This is a genomic window from Acinetobacter lwoffii, assembly GCF_024129685.1.
Classification (GTDB): domain Bacteria; phylum Pseudomonadota; class Gammaproteobacteria; order Pseudomonadales; family Moraxellaceae; genus Acinetobacter; species Acinetobacter lwoffii_X.
Genome location: NZ_JAMXXL010000001.1, coordinates 21,457 through 48,321 on the forward strand (window position 1 = coordinate 21,457; position 26,865 = coordinate 48,321).

Genomic DNA, 26,865 nt, shown 5'->3' on the forward strand with positions numbered 1-26,865 from the left:
TTCTGCTCTACTCTTGATCTGTTAAGGTGATAAACGGAATTCTGCTTTTCCGTTCACAGTGTAGGGTGACAATGAAATATTTTCATTATTTAAACTGAGTGATACAGCCGATGCATCATCCAGACGAATCTGGAATGGCGCTTCACCATTCAGCTGCAAGCTCGATGCCTGACGGCCAGTTGCCAGAACATTACCCGCCGAGTCGACAATATGCACCGAAGTCGGACGGTTAAAATCAAGTTTCAGCTGATCACCGGAAAGTGCGGCACCTGTATCCAGATTCAGAATCTCGACATTAGAAGCGCCTACTCCAGAGACTTCACTGCTATTTTGTGAATTACTACTTGACCAGTTCTGAATCATGGCAAACAGTGCACCCAAAATCAGCAGCAATACCAGCGTAATAAAAATGCGCTTTAACCACTTACGATTGCGGTCCCGCTTAGACCCTGGCAATTTCCCCATAATTTTAATAGGAGAATTGTTCAGGGCATGGTTCGGCAGCAGCCCGGTATCATTGGTATAAATTTCATCAAAACGCTGAATAATACTAGACGCATCTACACCCAGAAATTTGGCATAAGTCCGATAATAACCTTTGATAAAGGTTGCTTCAGGCAAAGACTTATATTCGTCCTGTTCCAGTGCAGTCAGGGTTTTGACCGGGATGTTCAGCTCTTTCGCTACATCTTCCAGATTGCGCTGCTGATTGATACGAATCTGGCGCAAGTACTCGCCCGGACGTTGAATATTTCCTAACGCATTTGGAGCTACGCTCGAATGATTCGATGGTGAATTAGGATTTACTTCCATACGGCCTCAGTACTGTACTGTAATTGCAAATAACGTTGGTATTCCTGGCTTTCAGGAAAAAGTGCACGTAACTGGTTGACCAATACCTGCATACCCAACTGATCACCCCCGGCACGCGCAGTGCGAATGCCGACCCAGAGCGCACGGGCACCCTGATTTTTCTGTCCCACACCACGCACAAACTGTTGATACATTTGTGTCGCCGCCGGGAACTGCTGGTTCAAATAAAATATTTCTGCCAACTCTAACATTGAAATATAAGAATCGCGATTGGCTTGCAGCGCCTGTTTGAATGATTTTTCAGCATTTGCTGTATCACCCAGTTTCAGGTAAATCCGCCCCATATTTTCCAATGCACGGAATCGCTGATCATAACCCAACGTGGCGCCAGCAATTTGAAACTGCTCGATCGCATCATTATAGCGTTCAAGCTGATATAAATAAGTGCCGTAATTATTTCGCGCCTGTGCATTTTTCGGATCTGCCGAAATCGCACGCTTGAAATAATGATCTGCTTTTTCGAGATTAAGCTTGCTACCTTCCTGCTGCAATAGCACGCCCATCATCATATTCGCTTGAGAATCACGCGGACTGCTTTCAAGTGCCTGATCCAGCGCACGTTTAGCTGCATCCAGGTCACCTGTTCTCAAATATTCTACCGCCAATTGGGTACGGACTTTGGTGGCCTTTTCAGGGTCTTTCTGACCCAGATCTGGCGTCTGACACGCGACTAAAACCAAAGACACACATACTGTTGAAATCAAAGCAAACTTAGATGTTAGATTTCTCAACTGGCGACCTCTTATTATCCTTGTGAGCGCATGATCTCATTCGATTGCGCAATTTTCTTTTTCCACTGTTCCGCACGACGGGTGCGGTCAGCAACTTGTCCAACTAACTGTCCGCACGCGGCATCAATGTCATCACCGCGTGTCTGACGAATCGTACACACAAAACCGGCATCAGACAAAGTTTTTTGGAAAGAAATAATCCGGTTGCGGCTTGAGCGGCCATATGGCGCATGCGGGAACGGATTAAAAGGAATCAAATTAATCTTGCTTGGCAAATTCTTCAATAGCTTAATCATTTGCTGAGCATGTTCAGGATGGTCATTCACGCCATCTAACATCACATATTCAATCGTCACATGTTTACGTGAACTTTCATTCCCGTCTTTGGCAATGTAACGCTGACATGCAGCAATCAGCTGCTCAAGCGGATATTTTTTATTGATCGGCACCAGCTCGTTACGCAGTTCATCATTTGGCGCATGCAATGAAATAGCCAGCGCCACGTCAATATCTTTGACCATCTGATCGATTTTTGGTACCACACCAGAAGTCGATAAAGTCACACGACGTTTTGACATGCCGTATGCAAAGTCATCCAGCATAATACGCATTGAATTCAATACTGCATCGTAGTTGAGCAATGGCTCGCCCATGCCCATCATCACCACGTTCGTGACTGAACGTTCACGCTCAAGTACAGGCACATCTTCCATATAGGAATAGTTCGCCATCCAGAGCTGACCGATAATTTCGGCTTGAGTCAAATCACGCTGGAAACCCTGTTTACCGGTTGAGCAGAATGAACAGTCCAGTGCACAGCCCACTTGTGAAGAAATACACAAAGTGCGACGTAAACCACTGCGATGTTCAGCAGGAATCAATACGGTTTCGACGAGGGAACCTTCACCGTCGCCAACACGGAATACCCATTTACGGGTACCATCTTTAGAATAGTTTTTATGCACCACTTCAGGCGCTTTAATTTCACAAATCTTTTCCAGTTTTTCACGCAGTTTGCCGGAAATATTGGTCATTTCAGCAAAATCAGTCACAAAGAACTGGTGAATCCATTTCATTACCTGCCCGGCACGAAACTTCTTCTCACCCATGTCCTCAAAGAATTTTTCCATTTGCGGACGTGACATGCCAAGTAAATTCACTTTCTCGACAGTATTTGCCTGTGCTGGAGCGGATGGAGTGTGTTGCTGTGGCTCAGAAACTGCTGATACAGCGACTGCTTCAGTACTCATGTGTATTACCTAAACCATGTCTAAAGATGAAAGGAGAAGCTCAATATGTGAGCAAAGAATTATTCAGAGAATAAAAAAACCAGATAAGTATAATAACACTTATCTGGCTTGAATACTGCGAATTAACGAGTACGTGGAGCAATCTCAGTTTGAGCGAAGAAGTAGTTAACTTCACGATCAGCAGATGCTACAGAGTCAGAACCGTGAGCAGCGTTTTCATCGATGCTTACAGCGAAATCTGCACGGATAGTACCAGGAGCAGCTTCTTTAGGATTCGTCGCACCAAGGATGTCACGGTGAGCAAGAACAGCGTTTTCGCCTTCAAGAACTGAAACAACAACTGGACCAGAAGTCATAAATGCAACTAGGTCAGCAAAGAAACCACGTTCTTTGTGCTCAGCATAGAAGCCTTCAGCTTCAGCTTGAGTCAAATGTTTCATTTTAGTTGCAACAATTTGAAGACCAGCTTTCTCGAAACGAGCAAAGATGTCGCCGATGTGGTTTTTAGCAACTGCGTCTGGTTTAACGATAGATAAAGTACGTTCGATAGCCATGATAGGCTCCTTAAGTCAATTGTTGACATGAAAATTTGGCGCATTATACCGAGATAATGCGCATTTTTCTGCTTTTCATCTGTAAAAAAATGCTTTTTTAAGATGAGGCCTTAGCGTGCCTCGTCAATCCATGCCATTTGAATGGCTTCAAGCAAACCTTCAGTCGACTTGGTTGGATCATCTTCAAACTCAGGCAAAGCACACACCCAGGCATGTAAATCAGTAAAACGAATCCACTGCGGGTCCACATCTGGATGCGCTTCATAGAGTTCAATCGCGATATCGAGCGTGTCAGTCCAACGTAAACCCATCTCTATTTCTCACCATAATTGCTTTGATGCTGTACTTTAACAAATCTGTGAAAATCTGCGAGCCTTTGCTCCGGCTTTCACTTATTTTTACAGCACAATATTCAGATAAGGCGCGGTCAGGACAATGGCAATTGCCATCATGCCACCCAGAATTGCGCCAACTGCCACATCACTTGGATAATGCAATCCCAGCACCATTCGGGACACTGCGACCAGAACCGTAAAAGGCAACATCAGCATCAGTAATAAAGGTGCGACATAACCTAAAACGGTGGTTGCCATCACGGCATGCAAGGTATGCCCGGAAGGAAAACTGAAATGATCCAGTGGATGCTCACCCAAACGGATCACTTGATGTACCTGATAAGGACGTGGTCGTACAGTTTTGATTTTAAGCACCTTGTAAATCATAGTACCTATAGTACTTCCCAAAATCAGATAAACAATCTGCACGGTATAGATCAAGCCTTGCATGATCCAAACCAGTATCAGCATGAAATACCAAAATGCACCATTTCCTAAGCGGCTAATCATTTTAAAAAAAGTGGCAATACGGACTGAATGCGAAAAATGATTCAGATAAACACAGCCTTTCAAATCGATTTCTAAAAATTTAATCTTTACATTCTGGAGTTTCACACTGGTGCTCCTTTCTTGTTTTATATCCTGTATTCCTGATGCTGTACCAGTGAATACAGTGCCTGTTCAAATTGCCGGACCGGATATTGCCAGCCTACTTTTTCGGCTTTTTTACGTGCTTGCGCGCCCATCTGCTGTAATCTTTGCAGATCAGGCAGTCCGAGCATCTGCTGAATCAAACCCCGCTGATGTCCAAGTCTGCTCAACCATCCCGTTTCACCATGCTGCACATGCAAGTTTGCACAAGCATAATCATAAGCAATCACTGGCAAGCCACTGGCCATCGCTTCCAATACCACATTTCCAAAGGTTTCAACCTGACTGGCAAAACAGAATACATCTGCACTGGCATACGCCGCTGACAGTTTTTCTCCTGTCAAGCTACCGGTAAAAACAATACTGCCATCCTGATTCAGTTGTTGCAGTCGAGTGCGATCCGGCCCATCTCCAACCACTACCAAACGTATATCTTGCTGACGAACTTGGCGCAGCACAAAATAGGTTTTGATCAGCACGTCAATTTCCTTTTCAGGAGAAAGCCGTCCGACATACAACATCACCCGGGTCTCGTTTGAAACTCCCCAAGCATAGCGCAAATCTGGTGATCGCCACTTTGGTGAAAATGTATCTGGATCGACGCCTCTGCCCACAACTGCCAAGGGACAAGTTACACCAAACTGATTTAAGGCTTGAGCCGTACCTCGACTGGGGACACAGGTCAAATCAGTATTGTTATGAAACCACCTTAAATAGCCTTGAATCGGCTTAAGCAAAAAAGCCAAATCAAAAAACCGACTAAATTCTTGAAATGACGAATGGAAACCGCTAGAGACTGGAATTTTATGGAATTTTGCAAGCTGTTGAGCTACCAAACCTAAAGGGCCTTCGGTCACAATGTGAATAATATCGGGGGTAAAAGTTTCAACAGCTTGATGGATTTTTAGAAATTGCGGTCTACCAAACTGCAAATTGCTATATTTAGGAAGGCAATGCGCTTTAACCAAACATTCACTATGTGGTTTAAAATCGTTACAGGCTTGTCGTTGTTCTGGACGTATTAATAAAATCTTATGTCCCTGTTTTTGCAATCCTTTACAAAGTTGCAATAAAGCATGGGCAACACCATTGATTTCAGGAGGCCAGGTTTCGGTAACGATGGCAATTTTTAAACGGGACCGTGTCAGATCTTCTAGGACTATTTTGTCATGAATGGCCTGTTTACGTTGTTCTTTTAAATCAAACTGGATTTTGTGAATAACAGGTCTTTGCTCTAATAATTCTGAGATGGAAATTTGTTGCATCTCGCACCTATTCGCTTATATTTTTCACCCAGTATAGAAAGATCTCATGACTATTTGATGAATCATGAAGCTTAAATACAACTCCACAACAATGCTTACCACTTCTCCATTCGACTTAAAAGTAAGTGAATATCTGCTTGTTTAACAGATATTCACTTACTACACACTCCCCTTCAATACTTTCAAATATTTTCAATTATTTATTATCATTATAGGCTTTTTGATATTTAAAATTTTATTTTTAAAAATCGATATCGACTGAGATCTGGTCCTGATAGTCTCCTGCAGGCACACCACTATAAGGATTATCAACTAGTTGAACAGAAATAATATATTTTTGTCTTTTTCCAGAATTTTGATCAAGTTTTACCCCCCATAGATTACTGTTAGCCCCACTTAAATTTAATTTGGTTCGTAATTTATAAGGACCATTCGATACATAACTTGTACCATCCGGATTTATCAAGTTTTGGCTACTGAATAAGATAGAGTAACCTTTATCACAAGAAACATTAAAAGAGGTTGCAGCTTGGCTACGTTGATAACTTGCCAGACGCAATTCTGAATCAGTAAATCCATCAATAGAACAATACTGAGCTGCCGCGATTCCACTCATTAGTAAGGTAGTTATAAATATGAAGAGTTTTTTCATTTTTTTGTACTCCTATCTGCATATTGCTTCTAGCATTTGTTTATCTAAGTTCTGGAATTGATTTTCATTAAGTGTGAACTGAACTTGGCACTGTTGGCCTCCTTGAGTCTGGACTTTGAGGCTATATGAACCGGCTTTGAAGAGGTATAAATAGACCATTCCTTGACTATCCACAAAAAAAGGTTCTGCAGTTATGCCTTCTACAACCACTTCAGAGCCTGGTGATAAATTATTTTGTTTAATATCTTTGAGTCTAAGGGCTATACGCTTAGTTTTGTGAACAGGAAAATTTAACCGATATCCTCGCTGTTCAAGTCCAATTATTTTTTTTGAAGATTGTTCGAAAGTTTCATCTAAGCCTAACTGATTATGATCAAAAGAAATATCATAATGAATATAAGGAATCAGATTATGAACGAACATATAACCATTTTTATTGGTACTCCCCACCAGTCCAGCCGAACGGTAAATATCTAAGTCTGGGTGCTGATCCACGTGCACAAGTGCAAACGCATTATCTGCATATTTAGTCAGCGCTACTTTACTCCCTAGCCAGACTAAAGCACCATCAAAACTAAGCTGTGAATTGCGACGATCCTCATATTCATCATGAGAAAGCTGCAAATTGCCAACACTGGTTTTCCATAACCCATAAGCATTGTAATGAAGTTCATCATCAGCTTGGTTTACGCCTATTACATAATCGAAACCATTTTGGGTTGAGGTGGTTCGACTAAAACTTAAAGCTGTTTCATTATCGGCCGTATCATGGTCTAGGGAAATTCGTTTATTTGCTCCCCAATTATAATAAAGAGCAATATTAAATCCTTGATCATCCTCATCACTATAGTCCTTATAAAAACCAAAATTAGTATATAAATTATTTGTTAAAGCCTTAGATGCTCTAATATCAAAAAATTTACGGTCTTCGCTTAATAATCCATTATTATTGTAGTAAGATTGATATATATAATTAAAACCCAAATTATCAATAAATTTTAGATTAGAAAAATTAAAATAGAACATCCCCGAATATTTTAGATTAGATTCATATAAATTATTTCCCAGATATTCGTATTCTTCAGAGAAATACTTACCATTTAATCCTACAGACCAATTTCTTAAATTTCGAGTCAGACTAATTTTAGCAGCATAACCTTGATCTCCATCTTTAATTTGACTAGCTGAAAAAGCACTATCAATTAAAAAATATTTACTTATACCTTGCGTCCACAATAAATCAAGATTACTAACATCCTGGTTATATAAAAGATCGACACCTAAAGTAGTAAAAGAGTTAATACCACGACGGAAATAAAACTTAGAAAAAAAGTCACGGTAATCATCATCTACAGAATCATAATTATAACGCAGCTTACCGAATGAGATATTATATTCATTTAGTTTTGGTTTAAGTAATCGACTATTAATAAAAACAGGAAAACTTCTTACAGTACGATTACCTAAAATATCTTCAACTACTATTTGAGCATTCCCAGCTTGACTTAAAACACCTCCAGCTGGAAGGCTATAATATCCCGGAGCAACTGAGTCCCTATAAAGTCTTACACCATTAATGAATAAGTCTACAGTTGAAGGTAGGCTTGCACTTCCTGTTAAGTTAGGAGTGTTCCAGTAGATAAAATCTGGTCGATCTGTATAATTTGTTCCAAAACTTAATCCTCCGAAACGAAAAGAACTATTTAATGAATTATAAGTACTTGTAGTATCTCCTATAGTTAATCTTAAATACTTTTCTGGAAATTCAATATCTAGAGTGCTATTTACTCTTAACAAATTTTCTTCAAACTCATCAGGCTCTTTTCGATATAAAAAAGCATTTTTAAATAACCAATAATCTTTAAATATGCCAAATTCTGAAAACGTATTAAAATCTTGGTCTTCATCATCTCTATTATAAAATAAATTATAATTAACAAAACCTCCAAAGTTTGCTTTTTCAGGAATTTCTATTTGCAGATCATAGTCAGTTCCCACAAAATAATCGACAGGGAAAAATATTTTTATTGCTTGCAAACTATAATCATCTTCGACTTTAATTCCCGGTTGAGTAATAAGACAAAAATCCTTCTTAATTGTATGCCGAGGTGTTTTCTCTACACGAATTCCAATATTTTCCAAAGCCTTACATTCAACAAATCTCTTATCCCCCTCAAAAAAAGTTACTGTTTCCGTGTTATAATCTAAGCCATTCACCCAAATATTAACGATAAGTATTTCTGGGTTTTCTGGCTTTGTTATTCCTTGAATTATTTCTGCATTGATATTTGACAATCCCATCCCACATACAATCATAAGAAGGACTTTTGTGGATCTCATAGTATTATCCTTTTACTTTTTATTATTTAATAACTATACTTTAATAGGAAATTCAAGATATTCTGCTTGGTCCTCTAATTTTATTTTAAGCTTCAACCTCCCATTTACATTAATATCACCCAGATCAACTACAACCTTTTTACCACTTAAAATATATTGAACTATATTTTTTTTAACTATTTCTTTATTATTCTGATCTAAAACAATTATTTCTATAAGCTTTGCATGAGAATCAGCCACATTATTAATGTTTAAATAAGATGTATTACTCGTTTTTTGAATATTTACATCCAGCTTAGGAGATACTTGTTTACCAGCAAATAATGGTAAAGAAAAATTAAATAGAAAAGTTAAGTTAGATTTATCTACAACAGGCGTAATTTCTTCAAAAATAATTCGCCATGCTTGTTCTTTTTTTAAGTTTGCTGGGGATTGACTAAAACCCATCCGAACCAATTGTTTACTCTCTGGTTTTAATTCAAAAATTTTTGGGTTAAATAACAATGTATCATCCTTTACTAGAATATCTTCCCCTTTATCATTTTGTTCCCACTTAAATGCATTAATTTCATATATTTTGGAAGTAGATATCCCCGTACTTTCAATATTTACAGTTGTACTTTTCTGCCTTTTGAAATCATCTATATTCATCTGGACAGGTGTAAATTTTATTCCTGCTGATGCATAAAAACCACAAAGAAATAATATAAAAAAGCTTAAAATCTTCCCATTCATAACAAAATCCCATATTTTAGCTTAATATTTTTATTAAAAAATAATATTAAAATAGGAGATGTATTAAACATCTCCTACTATTAAGTCATTTATAATTTTTAGAATGCTACTGCAAAAGTATATACGTTACTATAGTCACCGGCACGTGCATCACGATAATCACTACCCGCTACAGTAGCAGTAACATCAAATGTAGCTGAAGTAGTTTCCAATAGATCTCCAGTTGAATAACTTGCACCATTTGCCAAAGTTGCGACTGTTACTGGAACAGAACCTCCAGCACCATTTAATTGTGTAGGTGCTACATAATTCACTCTAAAGAATGAATTGGTATCTACACTAAATGATGTTGAATCCGTCCATACTTCACCACCGCCTGCTGTAGAACGAGCAAGGTTTAATACGGTATCACCCATATCTACATCACAATGTTTATCGACTTTCAAATTAATTTTAATTTTCCCATCACATTTATCCCCACATCCATGCTTTCCTGGCTTATGTGGTTTTGTTGGTTTGGGACCTGGCTTGCCTGCAATTTCTGCATCTGCATAAACTAATGTTGAACCACAGCCAAAGCTCATCACTAATGCTGCCAATGCTGCTTGAGTCATTTTTTTCATGTCTTTCTCCATTTCTTTTTTTAAAGAAGATGTCTATCTATTAGTTTTACGCTTATATTAAAGTTCTCTTTATTATTATGAGCACTTAAGTTATAAGCGCTGAGGCAATTCTATTATCATTATTTAAAAAAAAATCAAAAATGTTATTATTCACAATATATTTTTTTTGTTTCAAATAAGATTTTTTTATTTATATAATAAATACTTATATAAAATCACATAACATTACAAATCCGAACATCTTGGAGTTCTCTCTATTCTTACCATTTTTTACTAAAAAAATAAAAACATTAAGTTACTGATTAAAATAAAATTATTAAAATCTATTTTATTAAAACAATAATTTTCACAAAGTCTTACAATTTCCTTATCAGTGCATAAAAAAATGTGATTTATTCCGTTTTTTTTCGTTATTTTTACTACATAGCGATAATTATATTCAATTTTGACCATTAAATTTTTTCTAAATAAAATATTTAAAACAATGGCTTGTATATTTTTAAATAAAAATAAATATTTAAAAACTTATTTTGCAATTTTATTAAAAAATTACTCACATTATTTCCTTATTAAAATTAAATATAGTTATTAATTTAAATATAACCGAATAAATAACTTTATTATTCAAATAAGCTTTATAAATACTTAATTAACAAATAAATTATTTCATTTCAACTATTTAGCTCAGTTTAAATTTTAAATTTTAAAAATTAAAGACTTAAAATAATTTAGATATTCTCACTTGAATTTCTCAAAAAGATTATTAGTAGAATTTAGGCTTAATAACTCTTTATATAGAAATCATATTTAATAAATAAGAAATCCTTCTTCTAATAAACTATTTATTCATTATTAATATTTTTAAATTAAAAAAATCAACTTGATTCTTGATTAGAATTATTCTGCTTGAATACATGCTACAAAAAAAAGAGGAAAAAACTGCTTTCCTGTTTTTTTTGCAAGGCACGTAACTTTAGTTCTTTTCCTTATTTACAGTTTTGTTCACTTGAATCTAAGATACGAAAAAAATGGAAGCAGTGCTTCCATTTTTGAGCCACGTAAACATAGAAATAAAAAACCCACTCAAATTAAGTGGGTTTTCGCATTCAAATCAATTGATTCGAGAAATTAGTTTTTCTCTTTATCTACGATTTTGTTCGCTTGAATCCAAGGCATCATCGCACGTAACTTGTTACCAGTAACTTCGATACCATGAGCAGCATTTTGACGACGACGAGCAGTCATAGATGGGTAGTTCAACGCACCTTCTTGAATAAACATCTTCGCGTATTCGCCAGATTGAATACGTTTAAGCGCATTACGCATTGCTTCACGAGACTGTTCGTTGATTACTTCAGTACCCGTTACATATTCGCCGTATTCAGCGTTGTTTGACACTGAGTAGTTCATGTCCGCGATACCGCCTTCGAACATCAAGTCAACGATCAATTTAAGTTCGTGTAGGCATTCGAAATACGCCATTTCTGGAGCATAACCAGCCTCAACAAGAGTTTCGAAGCCCATTTTAACAAGTTCAACAGCACCACCACAAAGAACTGCTTGCTCACCGAAAAGGTCAGTTTCAGTTTCTTCACGGAATGAAGTTTCGATGATACCTGTACGGCCGCCACCTACGCCTGAAGCGTAAGAAAGAGCAACGTTACGCGCATTACCAGAAGCGTCTTGGTGAATCGCGATAAGGTCAGGAACACCTGAACCACGTTGGTATTCAGAACGTACGGTGTGACCAGGAGCTTTAGGCGCAACCATGATTACGTCTAAGTCAGCACGTGGAACAACTTGGTTATAAAGAATCGAGAAACCATGAGCAAATGCTAAAGTCGCGCCTTGCTTGATGTTTGGCTCAATTACGTCACGGTAAAGTTGAGATTGGAACTCATCTGGAGTCAAAATCATCACTACGTCAGCTTGTGCTACAGCAGCAGGAACTTCAGCAACTTTAAGACCTGAATTTTCAGCTTTCTTCCAAGAAGCAGAGTTCGCACGTAAACCTACAGTTACGTCAACACCAGAATCTTTCAGGTTAAGCGCATGCGCGTGGCCTTGTGAACCGTAACCAATGATCGCTACTTTCTTAGATTGGATGATAGATAAGTCACAGTCTTTATCGTAAAAAATTTGCATTGCTGTCTCCGCTTAAATGCTTGTTTGTCCGTTAAATCAGGCAATGACCCTTAAATTTACATTGCCTGATACCCTCTTCTTATTCAGATGAGGAAATACTTAAAATTTAGATGGTGAGTACTTTTTCGCCGCGTGCGATACCTGATACACCTGAACGAACCACTTCTAAAATCGTGTGTTCTGCAAGTGCATCAATAAACGCATCCACTTTTTCAGTGGTACCCGCGATTTGAATGGTATAGGTCGTTGGTGTTACATCGACAATCTGACCACGGAAAATATCTGCCGTACGTTTGATTTCGTCACGCGATGAACCCAATGCTTTGACTTTAATCAGCATCAATTCACGCTCAATATGTGCACCTTCAGACAGGTCAACCACTTTCACCACTTCAACCAGCTTGTTAAGCTGTTTGGTAATTTGCTCAATCTTGTGATCATCACCATAAGTGGTCAATGTCAAACGTGAAAGTGTTGGATCTTCAGTCGGGGCAACGTTCAATGTTTCGATGTTGTAGCCACGCTGTGAGAACAAACCCACTAAACGAGAAAGCGCGCCTGATTCGTTTTCTACGAGTACAGAGATAATATGTCTCATTTCGTGCGCTCCCCTTTAGCCAACCACATATCCTGCATCGATTGACCCGCAATCAACATCGGATAAACGTGTTCGGTACGATCTACCATAACGTTAATAAATACGCACTTGTCGTTAATTGCCATCGCTTCTGCAAGCTTAGACTCTAGCTCATCGGCATGATTAATCTGAATGCCAACATGACCATAAGCTTCCATCAGTTTGGCAAAGTCAGGTAATGAATCTACATAAGAACTTGAATGACGTCCTTCATAGTTCATATCTTGCCACTGCTTCACCATCCCTAAAGACTGGTTATTCAGGCACAGGATTTTGACGTTCAGGCCATATTGCTTACAGGTCGACAGTTCCTGGATACACATCTGAATCGATGCTTCACCGGTGATACACACCACTTGCTGTTCCGGGTATGCAAGCTTCGCAGCCATTGCATATGGCAAGCCTACACCCATAGTGCCTAGACCACCTGAGTTGATCCATTGACGTGGACGTTTGTATTTGTAATACATCGCACCAAACATTTGATGCTGACCGACGTCAGAAGTAATGATCGCTTCGCCATTGGTCACTTTGTCCAATGCCTGAACCACTTGTTGTGGCTTCATTACACCATCAACACCTGCCTCAAAACGACCACCATGAACCTTGCGCCATTCATTGATCTGTTTCCACCATGCCGCAATCGCTTCAGGATTTGGCTTAGAAACATTAAGCTGTTTCAACTGGTTCAACATCTCATTCAGTACAGGCTCTACAGCACCGACAATTGGAATGTGCGCCATAATGGTTTTTGAAATCGTCGCTGGGTCGATATCAATATGAATGACTTTTGCATTCGGACAGAATTTCGCAGGGTTATTAGTAACACGGTCATCGAAACGCGCACCCACACACAGAATTACATCTGCATTGTGCATGGTCATGTTGGCTTCGTAAGTACCGTGCATCCCCAACATACCGATGAACTGTTCATCACTACCCGGGAATGCGCCAAGACCCATCAAGGTGTTGGTCACTGGATAACCCAATAAATGCGCCAATTCTGTTAATTGTGCTGAAGCATTGCCTTGAACCACACCACCGCCTGAGTAAATCACAGGACGTTTAGCATGGATCAGCTCTTCAATCGCTTTACGAATTTGACCTGAGTGACCACGGAACGGTGGTTGATACGAACGCATCTTCACTTTTTCTGGGTATTCGTAAGCAAATTTTTCTGCAGGATTGGTCGCATCCTTTGGAATATCGATCACTACAGGACCTGGACGACCTGAAGACGCAATATAAAAGGCTTTTTTGATAATTGCAGGAATTTCGCTGGCATGACGCACCTGGAAACTATGTTTCACGATTGGACGTGAAATACCGACCATATCGGTTTCCTGGAATGCATCTTCACCAATCAGATGACTCGCAACCTGACCTGACAAAATCACCATCGGGATTGAGTCCATATAGGCCGTTGCAATTGGCGTTACCGTGTTGGTTGCACCCGGACCTGAAGTCACTAGCACAACACCGGTCTTGCCTGTCACGCGTGAGTAAGCATCGGCCATGTGACCGGCAGCCTGTTCGTGACGTACGAGATAATGATTGATTCTGTCTTGTTGAAATAGCGCATCATAAATATGAAGAACTGCGCCGCCTGGGTATCCAAAAACATGTTCAACGCCTTCGTCCGCTAATGCGCGAACAAGCATTTCACCACCAGATAGAAGTTCCAACGTGATTCACCCTAATATTATTCACTGCACAAATGGGAGGCATTTGCAGTGTTTCATTTGTTAACTGTCTGCACTGTTATAGCACACAAATTTCATAGTTTTCAAAGCAATAGGAAAAAAATCTGATCTCTTCGCTGTTCGAGCAATACGGGATCTAAAACATGTTGGGATAAACATATTTTGCTTAGCTTTGTTCAATTTCTCGGCTAGAGAAATCGCCCATTGCATGAAATGACACTTAGTCGAAGGGTGATCGATCTAAGGCATATAAAACTATTGCAGCATTCTTGTGTTTTCAGGCTTTAAAGTCAAGTTTAAAAAACAGACAATCTACGCTTATAGCGCCTAGATCTGCTGTTTTTAACAGCAATATCAGCTTATAGCCATGCATTTACTGTCTTTCCTATTCATCTAATCCAATAAAATTCATATAGTTAATGGCTTAATTTTATAAATTTTTAATATGTCTTATATAAAAAAAATGAATGAATTTTTATCAAATGAAAGGAAATTGTTTATCAATAAATTTTGTATATGAAGATTTATCTCTGATTTCTTCTACGCTAGATTGAGCTTATTTAAGCAGCTCGCTTTGAATAAAGCAGATAAAAATCCATCATTTTTACTGAAAATATCACTACAATAATTGCAGTATTCCATGCCTAGCAAGCCGAGGTCCAAGAACAATGAAAATATCTTTTTTAACCGCCTTCAGTTTGAGTTGCCTAGTTGTTTTGAGCATCTGTAGCACCAGCGCTTCCGCGATCCAGTATCATAAATGGGTCGATGCGAAAGGCGTCACGCATTATACCAAGACGCCACCGCCGAAATCTGCGAAAAAAACCACCACAGTAGACACCTATGGCTGGAAAAATTCAGCACCGGCATCACCTAGAACGGCTGAAACTGAAGTGAAAACCGAAAACACACCTCAAGAACAACAGCAACAAGCCCCTCAAGTTCCTGTGAATCAGGACCAGCAACAACGTGAAGCCAACGAAGCCTTACAGCAATCTAAAAACCGTGCAGTTGCTTTATAAGACAGCTCCATATAGAACAGCATGTTTTTTCTTCGGGAAATGCCGGCGCAAAATTCACTTTTAGGTGCATTTTGCGCTATGCTGTGCAACAGACTTTTTTCACCGTAATTCACTGATACGTTTATGACTACTCACATTGATTCCGAATATCAAGCCAGTGCGATTGAGCCTCAAGTCCAACAGGATTGGGAATCTCGCAAAGCCTTTAAAGTTGCCGACAAAGTAGAAGGTCCACGTCGTTATATTCTCTCGATGTTCCCTTACCCAAGTGGCAAGCTGCATATGGGTCATGTGCGTAACTATACGATTGGTGACGTGATCAGCCGTTTCCATCGCTTAAAAGGTGAAACGGTCCTGCAACCGATGGGTTGGGATGCTTTCGGTCTGCCTGCTGAAAACGCAGCGATTGCACACCAGGTTGCGCCAGCAAAATGGACTTTCGAAAATATCGCCTACATGCGCGACCAGTTAAAAAAACTCGGGCTTGCAGTAGATTGGGATCGTGAATTTGCGACCTGCACCCCAGAATACTATCGCTGGGAACAATGGTTATTTGTTCAGCTTTATAAAAAAGGTTTGATCTACCGTAAACTTTCAACAGTGAACTGGGATCCGGTCGATCAGACTGTTCTTGCCAACGAACAGGTTGAAAATGGTCGCGGCTGGCGTTCAGGTGCATTGGTGGAAAAACGTGATATTCCAATGTACTACTTCCGCATTACCGATTATGCGCAAGAGTTACTTGACGACCTGGACACGCTTAAAGATGGCTGGCCACAACAAGTTCTGACCATGCAGCGTAACTGGATTGGTCGTTCACAAGGGATGGACATTACCTTCCCTTCAGCGAATCCTGAAATTTACGCAGACGGCCTTACTGTATTCACCACACGTGCTGACACCTTAATGGGTGTGACTTATGTTGCAGTTGCAGCAGAACATCCAATGGCGCTGAAAGCTGCGGAAAATAATGCTGAACTTAAAGCATTTATTGAAGAATGCCGTATGGGTTCTGTGGCTGAAGCTGACCTTGCCACTGCTGAAAAGAAAGGCATGGCAACAGGTCTGTCTGTGAAGCATCCTGTCACTGGCGAAGCAGTTCCTGTTTGGATTGCCAACTACGTGTTGATGTCTTATGGCTCTGGCGCAGTGATGGCTGTACCTGCACACGACGAACGTGATTTTGAATTTGCCAATAAATATGGCTTAACCATCAAACAAGTGATTGCTGCTAAAGGCGCAGACGATGCAGACTTTGATGCTACACAATGGCAAGAATGGTACGGTTCTAAAGAGGGTAAATTGGTCAATTCTGCTGAATTTGACGGTTTAGACTTTCAAGCAGCTTATGATGCGTTCCTTGCGAAATTAGAACCAACAGGCCTGGCAAGTTCTAAAGTTCAATTCCGTTTACGTGACTGGGGTGTATCTCGTCAGCGTTATTGGGGTTGTCCAATTCCAATGATTAACTGTCCATCATGTGGTCAAGTGCCAGTACCTGAAGAGCAGCTTCCTGTGGTTCTTCCGACTGACGTTGTTCCAGATGGTTCAGGTAACCCGTTGAACAAAATGCCTGAATTCTACGAAACGTCATGCCCAAGCTGTGGTGGCGATGCTCGTCGTGAAACAGATACGCTAGATACCTTCGTGGAATCATCTTGGTACTATGCACGTTATGCATCTCCAGACTTTACTGATGGCATGGTAAAACCTGAAGCGGGTCAAACTTGGTTACCTGTCAACCAATACATCGGTGGTGTTGAACACGCGATTCTGCATTTGCTTTATGCACGCTTCTTCCACAAATTGATGCGTGATGAAGGCGTGGTACAAGGCAATGAACCATTCACTAACTTGTTAACGCAAGGGATGGTGCTTGCAGATACCTTCTATCGTGAAGCTGAATCTGGCAAGAAAACCTGGTTTAACCCGGCAGATATCGAACTTGAAAAAGACGAAAAAGGCCGTGTGCTTTCTGCAAAATATAAAGAAGATGGCCAGGAAGTTGTGGTTGGTGGTCAGGAAAAAATGTCGAAATCGAAAAATAACGGTATCGACCCACAATCGATTATTGACCAGTACGGCGCAGATACGGCACGTGTATTCATGATGTTTGCTGCACCACCTGATCAATCACTGGAATGGTCTGATGCCGGTGTTGAAGGTGCAAACCGCTTCCTGAAACGTGTATGGCGTTTAGCAACAGGTTTCCTTGAAAAAGCGAATACTGCTGCAAACATCGACAAATCGGCACTGTCTACGGCTGCGCAAGACCTACGTCGTAAGACACACGAAACCATCCAAAAAGTCGGTGATGATATTGAACGTCGTCATGCATTTAACACTGCCATTGCTGCATTGATGGAACTTTTAAATGCTAACAACAAATTTGAAGCCCAAGATGACAATGACGTGGCGGTTGCACGTGAATCGATTACCACGCTGTTAACTTTACTTGCACCATTTGCACCGCATTTAAGCCAGACTTTATTGGCCGAATTTGGGATTGAATTGAATTCAACTTTATTCCCTGCGGTAGATGAATCTGCGCTGACACGTAATACACAAACGATTGTGGTTCAAGTCAACGGTAAACTCCGTGGTAAGTTAGAAGTATCAGTCGATGCTTCTAAAGATGATATTTTGGCTCAAGCCAAAGCATTGCCTGAAGTTCAACAATTCTTGACTGGCCCAACCAAGAAAGAAATTGTGGTACCGAATAAATTAGTGAATTTGGTGGTTTAAGTCCTTACATTCCCTCTCCTTTCAGGAGAGGGTTAGGGAGAGGTAAATATATAAACCCTCATCCTAACCTTCTCCCAAAGGGAGAAGGAACTTTATGAAGGATTTCACAATTCCCAAACAAAGCCCGTTGCCAGCCAACGGGCTTTGACTTTACAATCCAGTTCAGGATTTCAAATATTCCCTTTCGGGAAGCATAGAGGGCAACACATGCATTTGGGCAAACGTTTAGCAGCAATTGTTTTAACTTGTGGTCTGAGTGCAGGCTTAGTCGGCTGTGGTTTTCATCTGAAAGGAACCAATCCGAGCTCCGCACCTGTTGCTTACTCTGTCATGAGCCTGTCTTTACCGCCCAACACTGAAGAACTGCAAGAGAAACTGGCAGTTTACCTCGGTGCTGCAGGCGTACAGCTAAGTAATGCACCTAAAGCTTATGTGTTACGTGTCCTGGATTACACCCCTCGCCGTCTGGAACTGAACGGTAAACTAGTTGAAACCTTGTTACGTTTAAACGTGACTTTCCGGATTGAAGATGCACAAGGCAATCCGATCACTGAACCACGCACTGTCGTGGCAACACGTACGTATCAATATGATATTGAAACGGTCAACACCGATGACCAGGAACAAAAATATCTGAATCAGGTCATTATTGATGATGTGGCGCAGCAGATCGCGCGTCAGATTTCATCGAACCGCTTACCCTTAGCCAAACAAAATACCTCAGCGCAACCTGCTCAATAAGACCTCTTTATGAAACTTGATTATCTGCAAGCCCTGAAACGTGTCGATGAAGCTCGCGGTGCTTGGGTCTTGCATGGTCAAGAGCCTTTGCTGGAACAGAATTTAATTGATGCCTTTCGGGCCAGCTGGCAAAAGCAGGACATTGAACGTCAACGCTATGACATTAGTTCGGTCGCCGACTGGAAAACCGTCTTTAATGCCTTGAACAGCTTGTCGCTGTTTTCAACCCAGTTGGCGATTGAAGTACATGGCAATATCAAACCGGATGCCAGCGCAATCAAGTTACTGAAAAACTATTTGCAGCATAATGAACAAAACCTGCTGTTGGTGGTGATGCCCAAACAGGATAGTAATAGCCTGAAATCCAGTTTCTTTCAGCTGATTGATGCCAATGGTGTGAATGTTTCGCTGGTGGCCAATTATCCAAAAGACCGGCAGCAGATTCTGGGTATTGAAGCTGAAAAACTCGGCATTCGTTTAGCCAATGATGCCTGGCAATGGCTGGAACAACATCATGAGCACAACCTGCTTGCAGCAAAGAACAGCCTGATGCGGGTTAGCGATACCTTTGCTGAAGTCGATATCATTCAGGTTGATCATTTATATGCATGTTTACAAGATCAGTCACGTTATAGCACCTATGATTTGAGCGATGCCCTGCTACAAGGTAATCTTTCCCAGTCGATCAAAATTTTTCAGTATCTAGTCGTTTCAGGTGAACCGATGAGCCTGATTTTATGGAGTCTCAGCAAGGAAATGCGTCTGTTGATGCAGCTGTTTGAACAACCGCAAAATGCCTTGCAAATCGGGATCTGGAAAACCAAAGTCGGGTTATATCAACAAGCCTTGCGCCGTCTCAGCCCACAGACTTTTCTGGCCTGGCCGGGGTTATTATTAAGAATTGATGCCTCAATTAAAGGACTCGGACATGAAAATCCGGAGCATTTGGTACTACAGGCGATTTCCAGTATCTGTGGCAAGCCCCTATTTCACTAAGTCTTTGTCAAAATTCGAAAAATAAAATAATAATCATTCCTATTAGTTTAAAAAAATACACGATTTATCCTAATTTCGCTTTTATAATCGTTCACAATTCTCTGATTTTGAACCGATATTGATCATGCCAAAAATAAAACCGACGAAATTGATTATGGCCGCCGTGATTGCCATTGCGCTCATCGCTGCGGGGTGGTACTTCCTCAAACCCAAAGAACAGCCTCCGCAATATATTACGGCTGAAGTCACCCAAGGCGATATCGAAAGCTCTGTACTGGCGACTGGTATTCTGGAAGCGACCAAGATGGTCAGCGTGGGGGCGCAGGTTTCGGGTCAGGTCAGAAAAATGTATGTAGAACTGGGCGATCAGGTCAAGCAAGGTCAGCTGATTGCGCGGATTGACTCCGTTCGTCAGGAAAATGATTTAAAAACCGCTGAAGCCAGCATTAAAAATCAGATGGCACAACTTGCAGTAAGACAGGCGAATTTGGCCAAAGTTGAAGCTGAATACAACCGTCAGAAAGCCATGTATGCACAGGATGCCACTTCTCGCTCAGAGCTGGAATCGGCATTTGCGAACTATAAAACGGCGCAAGCGGATATCACCGCCATCAATGCACAGATTGAACAGTCGCGTTTGACGCTGGCGACTGCCAAAGAAGATCTTGGTTACACCCAGATTGTGGCGCCGATGGATGGCACGATTGTGGCGATTGTGACCGAAGAAGGTCAGACTGTAAACGCCAACCAGAGTGCGCCGACTATTGTGAAACTGGCAAAACTGGACACCATGACCATTAAAGCTGAAATTTCTGAAGCAGATGTCATGAAAGTTGAAGAAGGTCAAACGGTTTATTTCACTACCTTAGGCAATAACGAGAAAAAGATTTACGCCAAACTGCGTCAGGTTGAGCCTGCACCCAATTCAATTAATACCGATAGCAATACCTCAAGCTCATCGTCAAGTTCTGCGGTGTATTACAACGCATTGTTCGATGTACCGAATGAAGATGGAAAATTACGTATTGATATGACTGCACAAGTTTATATCGTACTGGATGAAGCCAAAAATGTGCTGACCATTCCTGCTGCGGCCATTCAAGGTTCAAACCGTCCGCCACGTGCCAATCGTGGTGAAGCGCGTGGTGAGGGTTCTCGCGGTGAAGGCAGTCCGGGATCACGTCCTGAAGCTGAATCGGCTCAAGGCAATCGCCCTGCCGGTGAACGTCCAGCGCGTCTAAACCTGTCTGAAGCAGAACTTGCATTGATTGAGCAAGGTAAAGCACAACGTGGCATGGTTCGTGTCTTGCAAGCCGATGGTACTGCGAAACCAACCCCTGTATTAATCGGCTTGAATAACCGTGCGACTGCGCAAGTGCTGAAAGGTTTAAAACGTGGTGATCAGGTGGTGATTGCCGATGGTTCTGACACCTCCAATGATGCAGCAAAACGCGGTGGCAATAGCCGTGGCCCAATGAGAATGTAAGCATGAATTCACAACAACAGCCTCTCCTCGAGGTGAAAAATCTGGTTCGTGAATTCCCTGCGGGTGAAAGCACGATCCAGATTTTAAAAGGGGTGAATCTAGAGATTTATCCGGGTGAACTGGTGGCGATTGTCGGTCAGTCCGGTTCCGGTAAATCGACCCTGATGAACATTCTGGGTTGTCTGGACAAACCGACCACGGGTAGCTACAAGGTCAAAGGCCGTGAAACCCGGGAACTGGAAGCGGATGAACTGGCGCAATTACGCCGTGAATATTTCGGCTTTATTTTTCAGCGTTATCATCTGCTGGGCGATTTAAATGCAGCAGGCAATGTCGAAGTCCCTGCGATTTATGCCGGTGCGGATTCATCTGAACGACATGCACGAGCCGTCAAGATTCTGACTGATCTCGGTCTGGGTGAAAAAACCCAGAACCGTCCGAGCCAGCTCTCTGGTGGTCAGCAGCAACGGGTTTCGATTGCCCGTGCGCTAATGAATGGCGGTGACGTGATTCTGGCCGATGAACCGACAGGTGCATTGGACAAGAACAGCGGTATTGAAGTGATGCGTATTTTGCGTGAACTGAATGCCAAAGGTCATACAATCATTCTGGTCACGCATGATCATAATGTAGCGAAAAATGCGACCCGGATTATCGAGATTTCAGACGGTAATATCATTTCCGACCAGCCCAATGTTCCTGAAGTCGAAGAGCATCTGGAAAAACAGCTGCTGATCCGCAGTGAACAAAAGAAGATTTCTTCATGGCGTTCTGCAGTTGACCGTCTCGGTGAAGCCTTCCGGATGGCCTTGCTGGCCATGAATGCACATCGCATGCGGACTTTCCTCACCATGCTCGGAATCATTATCGGTATTGCTTCGGTGGTCTCGGTGGTGGCACTCGGTAATGGCTCACAAAAGCAGATTCTGGAAAATATCAGCAGTCTGGGGACCAATACCATTACCGTATTTCAGGGTCGAGGCTTTGGGGATAATTCCAGATCTTCACAGTCCAAAACCCTGATTCCGGCCGATGCCGATGCGCTAGCTGAACAACCGTATGTCGATGGCGTCAGCCCATCAGTGAATAGCAGTGTCACCGGCCGTTATAAAGAAATCGAAGCTTCAACTACGGTCAACGGCGTCAGTGAAGATTTCTTCTACGTGCGTGGCATGACTTTCCAGTCCGGTCAGCCTTTTGACCGCAGTAGCGTCATGCAACAGGCGCAAGATGTCGTCATTGACACCAATACCAAAAACACCTTCTTTAAGGATGGCACCAATCCGGTGGGTCAGGTGATTTTACTCGGGAGCGTACCGAGCCGGATTATCGGGGTGATTGACGCGCAAAAAGGCATGATGGGCAATAATGACAGCCTGAATGTCTATCTGCCGTATTCCACCGTCATGAGCCGTATGCTGGGGCAATCCAATGTGCGTAGCATCATTGTGCGGATTAAGGATGAATACCCAAGTGCGGCGGCTGAAAATGCGATTCTGAATCTGCTGGTACAGCGACATGGCGCGCAGGATGTGTTTACCCAGAATGCCGACAGTATTCGTGAAACCATTCAGCAAACCACGGCGACCATGACTCTGCTGATTTCAGCAATTGCGGTAATTTCACTGGTGGTCGGCGGAATTGGGGTCATGAACATCATGCTGGTATCGGTAACCGAACGTACTCAGGAAATTGGTGTGCGTATGGCGGTGGGTGCCCGTCAAAGTGATATTTTGCAGCAATTCCTGATTGAAGCCGTTCTGGTCTGTATCTTGGGTGGTATTTTGGGTGTGCTGCTTTCCCTCGGGATTGGCCAATTAATTACCCATTTTGCCGGCGGTACTTTCCAGATGGCGTATTCAACCACTTCGATTGTAGCGGCCTTTGTCTGCTCAAGCCTGATCGGGATTGTGTTTGGCTTTATCCCGGCACGTAACGCTGCTCGTCTGAATCCAGTCGATGCGCTCTCTCGCGAATAAGGAATCTGATATGCAAATGAATTTAACCAAGCTTGCCAGTGCCCTGTTGCTGGGAAGCTCGCTGGTCGGTTGTGCCGCAGTGGTGAAAACCCCCTATGAACAGCCTGCAATCAATATGCCGGGCAGCTTTCAAAACAATAAGGTGCTTAGTCAGCAGATTCATGCCGATATTCTGGCAGATCAATGGTGGACTTTATTTAAAGATCCGCAATTAAATAATTTTGTGAATGAAGTATTGGCGCAGAATACCGACCTGGCAGTGGCTGGCATCAGTTTACAACAGGCCCGCATTCAAGCCAGACAGGCTCAAAGCCAGCAAGGCGTTCGTGTCGGTGATGCAAGAATTTCAACGGGTCATCGTTTTAGCCTAGATGGTGGTGGCGATTCTTCGACCGGTATTTCTCTGGGTTATCCAGGCTTAAGCTATGAACTGGATCTGTTTGGCAAACTGGCCAATCAAACCGAAGCCGCTCGCTGGGAGGCCTTAGCCTCTGAAGAAGACTTGCAGGCAACTGCTCAAAGCCTGATTGGCACCACGGCGCAACTCTATTGGCAACTGGCTTATCTGAATGAACGTTATAGCGTGGTACAGCAAAATCTGGCGACCGCGCAAAAAACCTATGATTTGGTGCGAGTGCAATATCGTGCCGGCGCAGTATCCGGTCTGGATTTAACCCAGGCGGAACAGGCGATTCAAAGCCAACAGGCAACCTTAAGCCAGATTGAACAACAACGTGTGGAAACACGTACCGGACTCGCGGTATTGCTGCATATGCCGGTACAACAGCTCGCGATTCAAGAGCCAAGTCGTTTACCGAATATTCAATTGCCGAGTATTCAGGCCGACTTACCGGCAAGTTTATTGTCACGTCGTCCTGACCTTCGAGCGACTGAACTGCGCTTGCGTAAGGCACTGGCCAATAAAGATGCCAACAAAGCCAGCTACTATCCATCCATTAGTTTGACCGGTAATCTGACCACCGGTATTGGCAGCAGTACGTCCCTCTCCAATGCACTGAAAAATCCGGTTGCAACTTTAGGTGCTGGTCTGACTTTGCCTTTCCTGCAATGGAATGACATGAAACGTGATCTGCAAGTCAATGAGCTGGAATATGAAAAAGCCATTATCCAGTATCGCCAGACCATGTATGAAGCCTTTGCTGATGTGGAAAATACCTTGTCGAATCGTACTGAGCTCACTAAGCAGGTTGCATTACAGCAACGCAATGTTGAGCTGACAGAAAGAACTGAACGCTTGACTGAAGTGCGTTATCGTAATGGTGCGGTGGCGTTGAAAAACCTGCTGGATGCACAGGAAACTACGCGCAATGCGCGGCTGTCTTTGGTGCAAACCAGACAGAACCAGTACAATGCTTATGTCACCTTGATGCAGGCATTGGGTGGTAGCCCGATTAAACAATTACCTTAACAAAGCTTGATCCATAAAAAAACCGCTGTCAGACAGCGGTTTTTTAGCTCATATGATTTGAGTCAGTTTATTTCATTTGCAAATACGCATTCACATTTTTCAATAATTCAGTGGATCGCTCATGTCCGAGTAAACTGCCTTTTTCCAGCCAGTCCCGTGCGATTCCGATATCACGCTCCACGCCAATTCCCTTGGTATATAAACGTCCAAGATGGCTATAAGCATCCGCATTTACCTGCGCTGCCGCCTGCTGATAATACTGTACGGCTTGCTCAATATTGCTCTCAACACCTTGACCCTGTTCATATGCTTCACCCAGAGCATTCAGTGCTACACCATTCTGCTGAGCGGCTGCTTTTTGCAGATAGCTCAAGCCTAAGGCAATATCCTGCGCAATCTGTTGGCCTTTAAGATATTTCAAGCCCAATTCTGCCTGTGCCTGGGCATGACCCAATTGCGCAGCCTGATGCAGATAACGATTGGCCAGCTCTGCATTATTGATATACACAGGATAAATGCCTAACAGGGCTTGATACAGAAACCATGCAGCCTCTTTCGAACCTTTCGCAACCGCCTGATTCAGGTACTGGACAGCTTTATCACGTATCGGTAAGGGATATTCAGCCAGACTATAAAACCGGCCGACGATATAAATTAAATCTGCTTCAGACTGAGCCACAATCTGCCAATAGTGCTGTGCCGCGCTCTGAATCATTTGTGTGGCTTTGGCAATGTCTTTTACTGTACCGACACCATTTAAATAACACAGCGCTAGCCCCATCTGTGCAGACACATCATCAGGACTAAGCTGATAGGCAGCCTGATATAACTCAAATGCTTTTTGCGGTTCGTTGGCCACCAGGTGCTGCTCAAAATACAGCGCAGCAATCATGCATAATGCAGGCGCATGCTGACTGTTGGCCGCTTCCGACCAGTAACGAAATGCCATGGTTTCATTTTTATCAACATACCAGCCATGAAAATAAGCCAGCCCGATTAAAGTCTTGGCTTGTGCATCGGCATGCTCTTTGGACTGCTGCAATAAATGCTGGAACACGCGTTGAAGCTGGTCGGTATCGATACGGCCTTGTAACACACCGGCATAATAATCATAGAGACCTTTCTGGTCACCGAGACTGATACAACGTTTAATAAATTGCAGCGATTGCGTCAGGTCTTGGGGCAGAATCTGACCATGCGCATAATCATCGGCGATTTGCTGATTGGCAGCCAAATGATCTTGCTGTGCCGCCAGAAACAGATAATGAATTCCTTGCACTAAATCTTGGGTTGTTGAATCTGCCAGATAATACTGGGCCAGCTGATACTGCGAATTGGCATGACCCTGTCCGGCATTTTGAATTAACAATGCCAGACGCTGTTTTTCTGCAGTCATCTCGTTTTGAGGCTGACCTTCGGTAGAAGAAAGTTCAGTAATACGATATTGGGCATCCAGATTGCCACGTGCTACCGCATGTCGGTACCAATACAAAGCTTTTTCCGGGTCAGCCTGTTGATACGCCTCCCCTTCATGAATCTGCCCCAAATGATAGGCTGCTTCATCACTGCCCAAGCGAAAGGCTTTGTCCAGGTAGCTGATGGCTTTTTCAGTATTTTGCTCATGCCCTAGACCTTGCAGATGCATTAGGCCCATACCTACATAGGCTTGTGGAATTTCCTGTTGCTGAGCCAGTCCCTGATAAATCTGATAGGCACGTTCATAATTCGGATGTTCCGGATCTGAACTCAAACGTGCTGCATGTTTCAGTTGAGCATCAATCTGCTCAATCCATAAATCATGTTGTACAGCCTTCGCCTGATCACGTTTCACCGGATCCGGACGTTTCCACATCCAGATCGCCAACGCCCCTATCCCCAAAATCAGTACCAGCAAGAACCACATAGCTGCTCCAAAACATTATTTTTGTTCTGCGAATGAATCCTTTCATTCTAAACGCCAGTTTAAAAAAAGC

Annotated in this window: 22 protein-coding genes; 7 read left to right on the forward strand and 15 right to left on the reverse strand. The window is 42.3% G+C overall.

What is annotated here, in order from left to right:
- Nucleotides 1-21 precede the first annotated feature (21 nt).
- The 14 genes from NI464_RS00110 to NI464_RS00175 form a co-directional block, all read right to left on the reverse strand.
- Nucleotides 22-813: a helix-turn-helix domain-containing protein gene (locus tag NI464_RS00110; RefSeq protein WP_004647463.1), complete on the reverse strand. Its 792-nt coding sequence runs from the start codon at nucleotides 811-813 to the stop codon at nucleotides 22-24.
- A complete protein-coding gene (pilW, locus tag NI464_RS00115) occupies nucleotides 804-1,604 on the reverse strand; it encodes a type IV pilus biogenesis/stability protein PilW (RefSeq protein ID WP_005103248.1) in 801 nt (266 codons plus the stop codon). Before pilW ends, NI464_RS00110 begins: the two co-directional genes overlap by 10 nt.
- A gap of 14 nt (nucleotides 1,605-1,618) precedes the next feature.
- Nucleotides 1,619-2,854, reverse strand: a complete 1,236-nt coding sequence (gene rlmN, locus NI464_RS00120; protein ID WP_004278358.1) for a dual-specificity RNA methyltransferase RlmN — start codon at nucleotides 2,852-2,854, stop codon at nucleotides 1,619-1,621.
- Between the two features lie 122 nt (nucleotides 2,855-2,976).
- Nucleotides 2,977-3,408 (reverse strand): nucleoside-diphosphate kinase, encoded by a 432-nt coding sequence (gene ndk, locus NI464_RS00125; protein WP_004647460.1) that lies wholly within the window; start codon nucleotides 3,406-3,408, stop codon nucleotides 2,977-2,979.
- Between the two features lie 110 nt (nucleotides 3,409-3,518).
- Nucleotides 3,519-3,719, reverse strand: a complete 201-nt coding sequence (gene iscX, locus NI464_RS00130; protein WP_004278360.1) for a Fe-S cluster assembly protein IscX — start codon at nucleotides 3,717-3,719, stop codon at nucleotides 3,519-3,521.
- 87 nt (nucleotides 3,720-3,806) lie between these two features.
- On the reverse strand, nucleotides 3,807-4,358 hold the full coding sequence (locus tag NI464_RS00135; protein WP_004278361.1) for a phosphatase PAP2 family protein: 552 nt from the start codon (nucleotides 4,356-4,358) through the stop codon (nucleotides 3,807-3,809).
- Nucleotides 4,359-4,378: 20 nt separating this feature from the next.
- The gene (locus NI464_RS00140; protein WP_253137565.1) at nucleotides 4,379-5,659 is read right to left on the reverse strand and encodes a glycosyltransferase family 4 protein; all 1,281 of its coding nucleotides are present in this window, start codon (nucleotides 5,657-5,659) and stop codon (nucleotides 4,379-4,381) included.
- Nucleotides 5,660-5,900: 241 nt separating this feature from the next.
- Nucleotides 5,901-6,311, reverse strand: coding sequence for a hypothetical protein (locus tag NI464_RS00145; protein ID WP_005103244.1), 411 nt, complete (start codon nucleotides 6,309-6,311; stop codon nucleotides 5,901-5,903).
- Between the two features lie 12 nt (nucleotides 6,312-6,323).
- Complete coding sequence (locus NI464_RS00150) at nucleotides 6,324-8,651, reverse strand: fimbria/pilus outer membrane usher protein (RefSeq protein ID WP_253137566.1); 2,328 nt, start codon at nucleotides 8,649-8,651, stop codon at nucleotides 6,324-6,326.
- Nucleotides 8,652-8,684: 33 nt separating this feature from the next.
- Complete coding sequence (locus NI464_RS00155) at nucleotides 8,685-9,386, reverse strand: fimbrial biogenesis chaperone (protein WP_005103239.1); 702 nt, start codon at nucleotides 9,384-9,386, stop codon at nucleotides 8,685-8,687.
- Nucleotides 9,387-9,484: 98 nt separating this feature from the next.
- Nucleotides 9,485-10,009 carry a hypothetical protein gene (locus NI464_RS00160; RefSeq protein WP_005103231.1) on the reverse strand — a complete coding sequence of 175 codons (525 nt, stop codon included), beginning with the start codon at nucleotides 10,007-10,009 and terminating at the stop codon, nucleotides 9,485-9,487.
- A 1,128-nt stretch (nucleotides 10,010-11,137) separates the two neighbouring features.
- On the reverse strand, nucleotides 11,138-12,154 hold the full coding sequence (gene ilvC, locus NI464_RS00165) for a ketol-acid reductoisomerase (protein ID WP_004278368.1): 1,017 nt from the start codon (nucleotides 12,152-12,154) through the stop codon (nucleotides 11,138-11,140).
- Nucleotides 12,155-12,260: 106 nt separating this feature from the next.
- The gene (gene ilvN / locus NI464_RS00170; RefSeq protein ID WP_004278369.1) at nucleotides 12,261-12,752 is read right to left on the reverse strand and encodes an acetolactate synthase small subunit; all 492 of its coding nucleotides are present in this window, start codon (nucleotides 12,750-12,752) and stop codon (nucleotides 12,261-12,263) included.
- Nucleotides 12,749-14,476, reverse strand: coding sequence for an acetolactate synthase 3 large subunit (locus NI464_RS00175; protein WP_253137567.1), 1,728 nt, complete (start codon nucleotides 14,474-14,476; stop codon nucleotides 12,749-12,751). The genes ilvN and NI464_RS00175 overlap by 4 nt, the downstream gene beginning before the upstream one ends.
- A gap of 686 nt (nucleotides 14,477-15,162) precedes the next feature.
- On the opposite strand from NI464_RS00175, the gene NI464_RS00180 reads away from it, so the two are divergent.
- The 7 genes from NI464_RS00180 to NI464_RS00210 all read left to right on the forward strand — a co-directional run bounded on the left by NI464_RS00180 (nucleotide 15,163) and on the right by NI464_RS00210 (nucleotide 24,892).
- A complete protein-coding gene (locus tag NI464_RS00180) occupies nucleotides 15,163-15,516 on the forward strand; it encodes a DUF4124 domain-containing protein (protein WP_153567166.1) in 354 nt (117 codons plus the stop codon).
- Nucleotides 15,517-15,639: 123 nt separating this feature from the next.
- Nucleotides 15,640-18,261 carry a leucine--tRNA ligase gene (leuS, locus tag NI464_RS00185; RefSeq protein ID WP_153567167.1) on the forward strand — a complete coding sequence of 874 codons (2,622 nt, stop codon included), beginning with the start codon at nucleotides 15,640-15,642 and terminating at the stop codon, nucleotides 18,259-18,261.
- Nucleotides 18,262-18,468: 207 nt separating this feature from the next.
- Nucleotides 18,469-19,002 carry an LPS-assembly lipoprotein LptE gene (locus NI464_RS00190; protein ID WP_153567027.1) on the forward strand — a complete coding sequence of 178 codons (534 nt, stop codon included), beginning with the start codon at nucleotides 18,469-18,471 and terminating at the stop codon, nucleotides 19,000-19,002.
- Between the two features lie 9 nt (nucleotides 19,003-19,011).
- On the forward strand, nucleotides 19,012-19,998 hold the full coding sequence (holA, locus tag NI464_RS00195) for a DNA polymerase III subunit delta (RefSeq protein ID WP_004733070.1): 987 nt from the start codon (nucleotides 19,012-19,014) through the stop codon (nucleotides 19,996-19,998).
- Nucleotides 19,999-20,122: 124 nt separating this feature from the next.
- Nucleotides 20,123-21,484: a MacA family efflux pump subunit gene (locus NI464_RS00200; RefSeq protein WP_253137568.1), complete on the forward strand. Its 1,362-nt coding sequence runs from the start codon at nucleotides 20,123-20,125 to the stop codon at nucleotides 21,482-21,484.
- Between the two features lie 2 nt (nucleotides 21,485-21,486).
- The gene (locus NI464_RS00205) at nucleotides 21,487-23,463 is read left to right on the forward strand and encodes a MacB family efflux pump subunit (RefSeq protein WP_153567029.1); all 1,977 of its coding nucleotides are present in this window, start codon (nucleotides 21,487-21,489) and stop codon (nucleotides 23,461-23,463) included.
- 10 nt (nucleotides 23,464-23,473) lie between these two features.
- The gene (locus NI464_RS00210; RefSeq protein ID WP_253137569.1) at nucleotides 23,474-24,892 is read left to right on the forward strand and encodes an efflux transporter outer membrane subunit; all 1,419 of its coding nucleotides are present in this window, start codon (nucleotides 23,474-23,476) and stop codon (nucleotides 24,890-24,892) included.
- 67 nt (nucleotides 24,893-24,959) lie between these two features.
- On the opposite strand, the gene NI464_RS00215 is transcribed toward NI464_RS00210, so the two are convergent.
- Nucleotides 24,960-26,795, reverse strand: a complete 1,836-nt coding sequence (locus NI464_RS00215; RefSeq protein ID WP_253137570.1) for a tetratricopeptide repeat protein — start codon at nucleotides 26,793-26,795, stop codon at nucleotides 24,960-24,962.
- Between the last annotated feature and the right edge of the window lie 70 nt (nucleotides 26,796-26,865).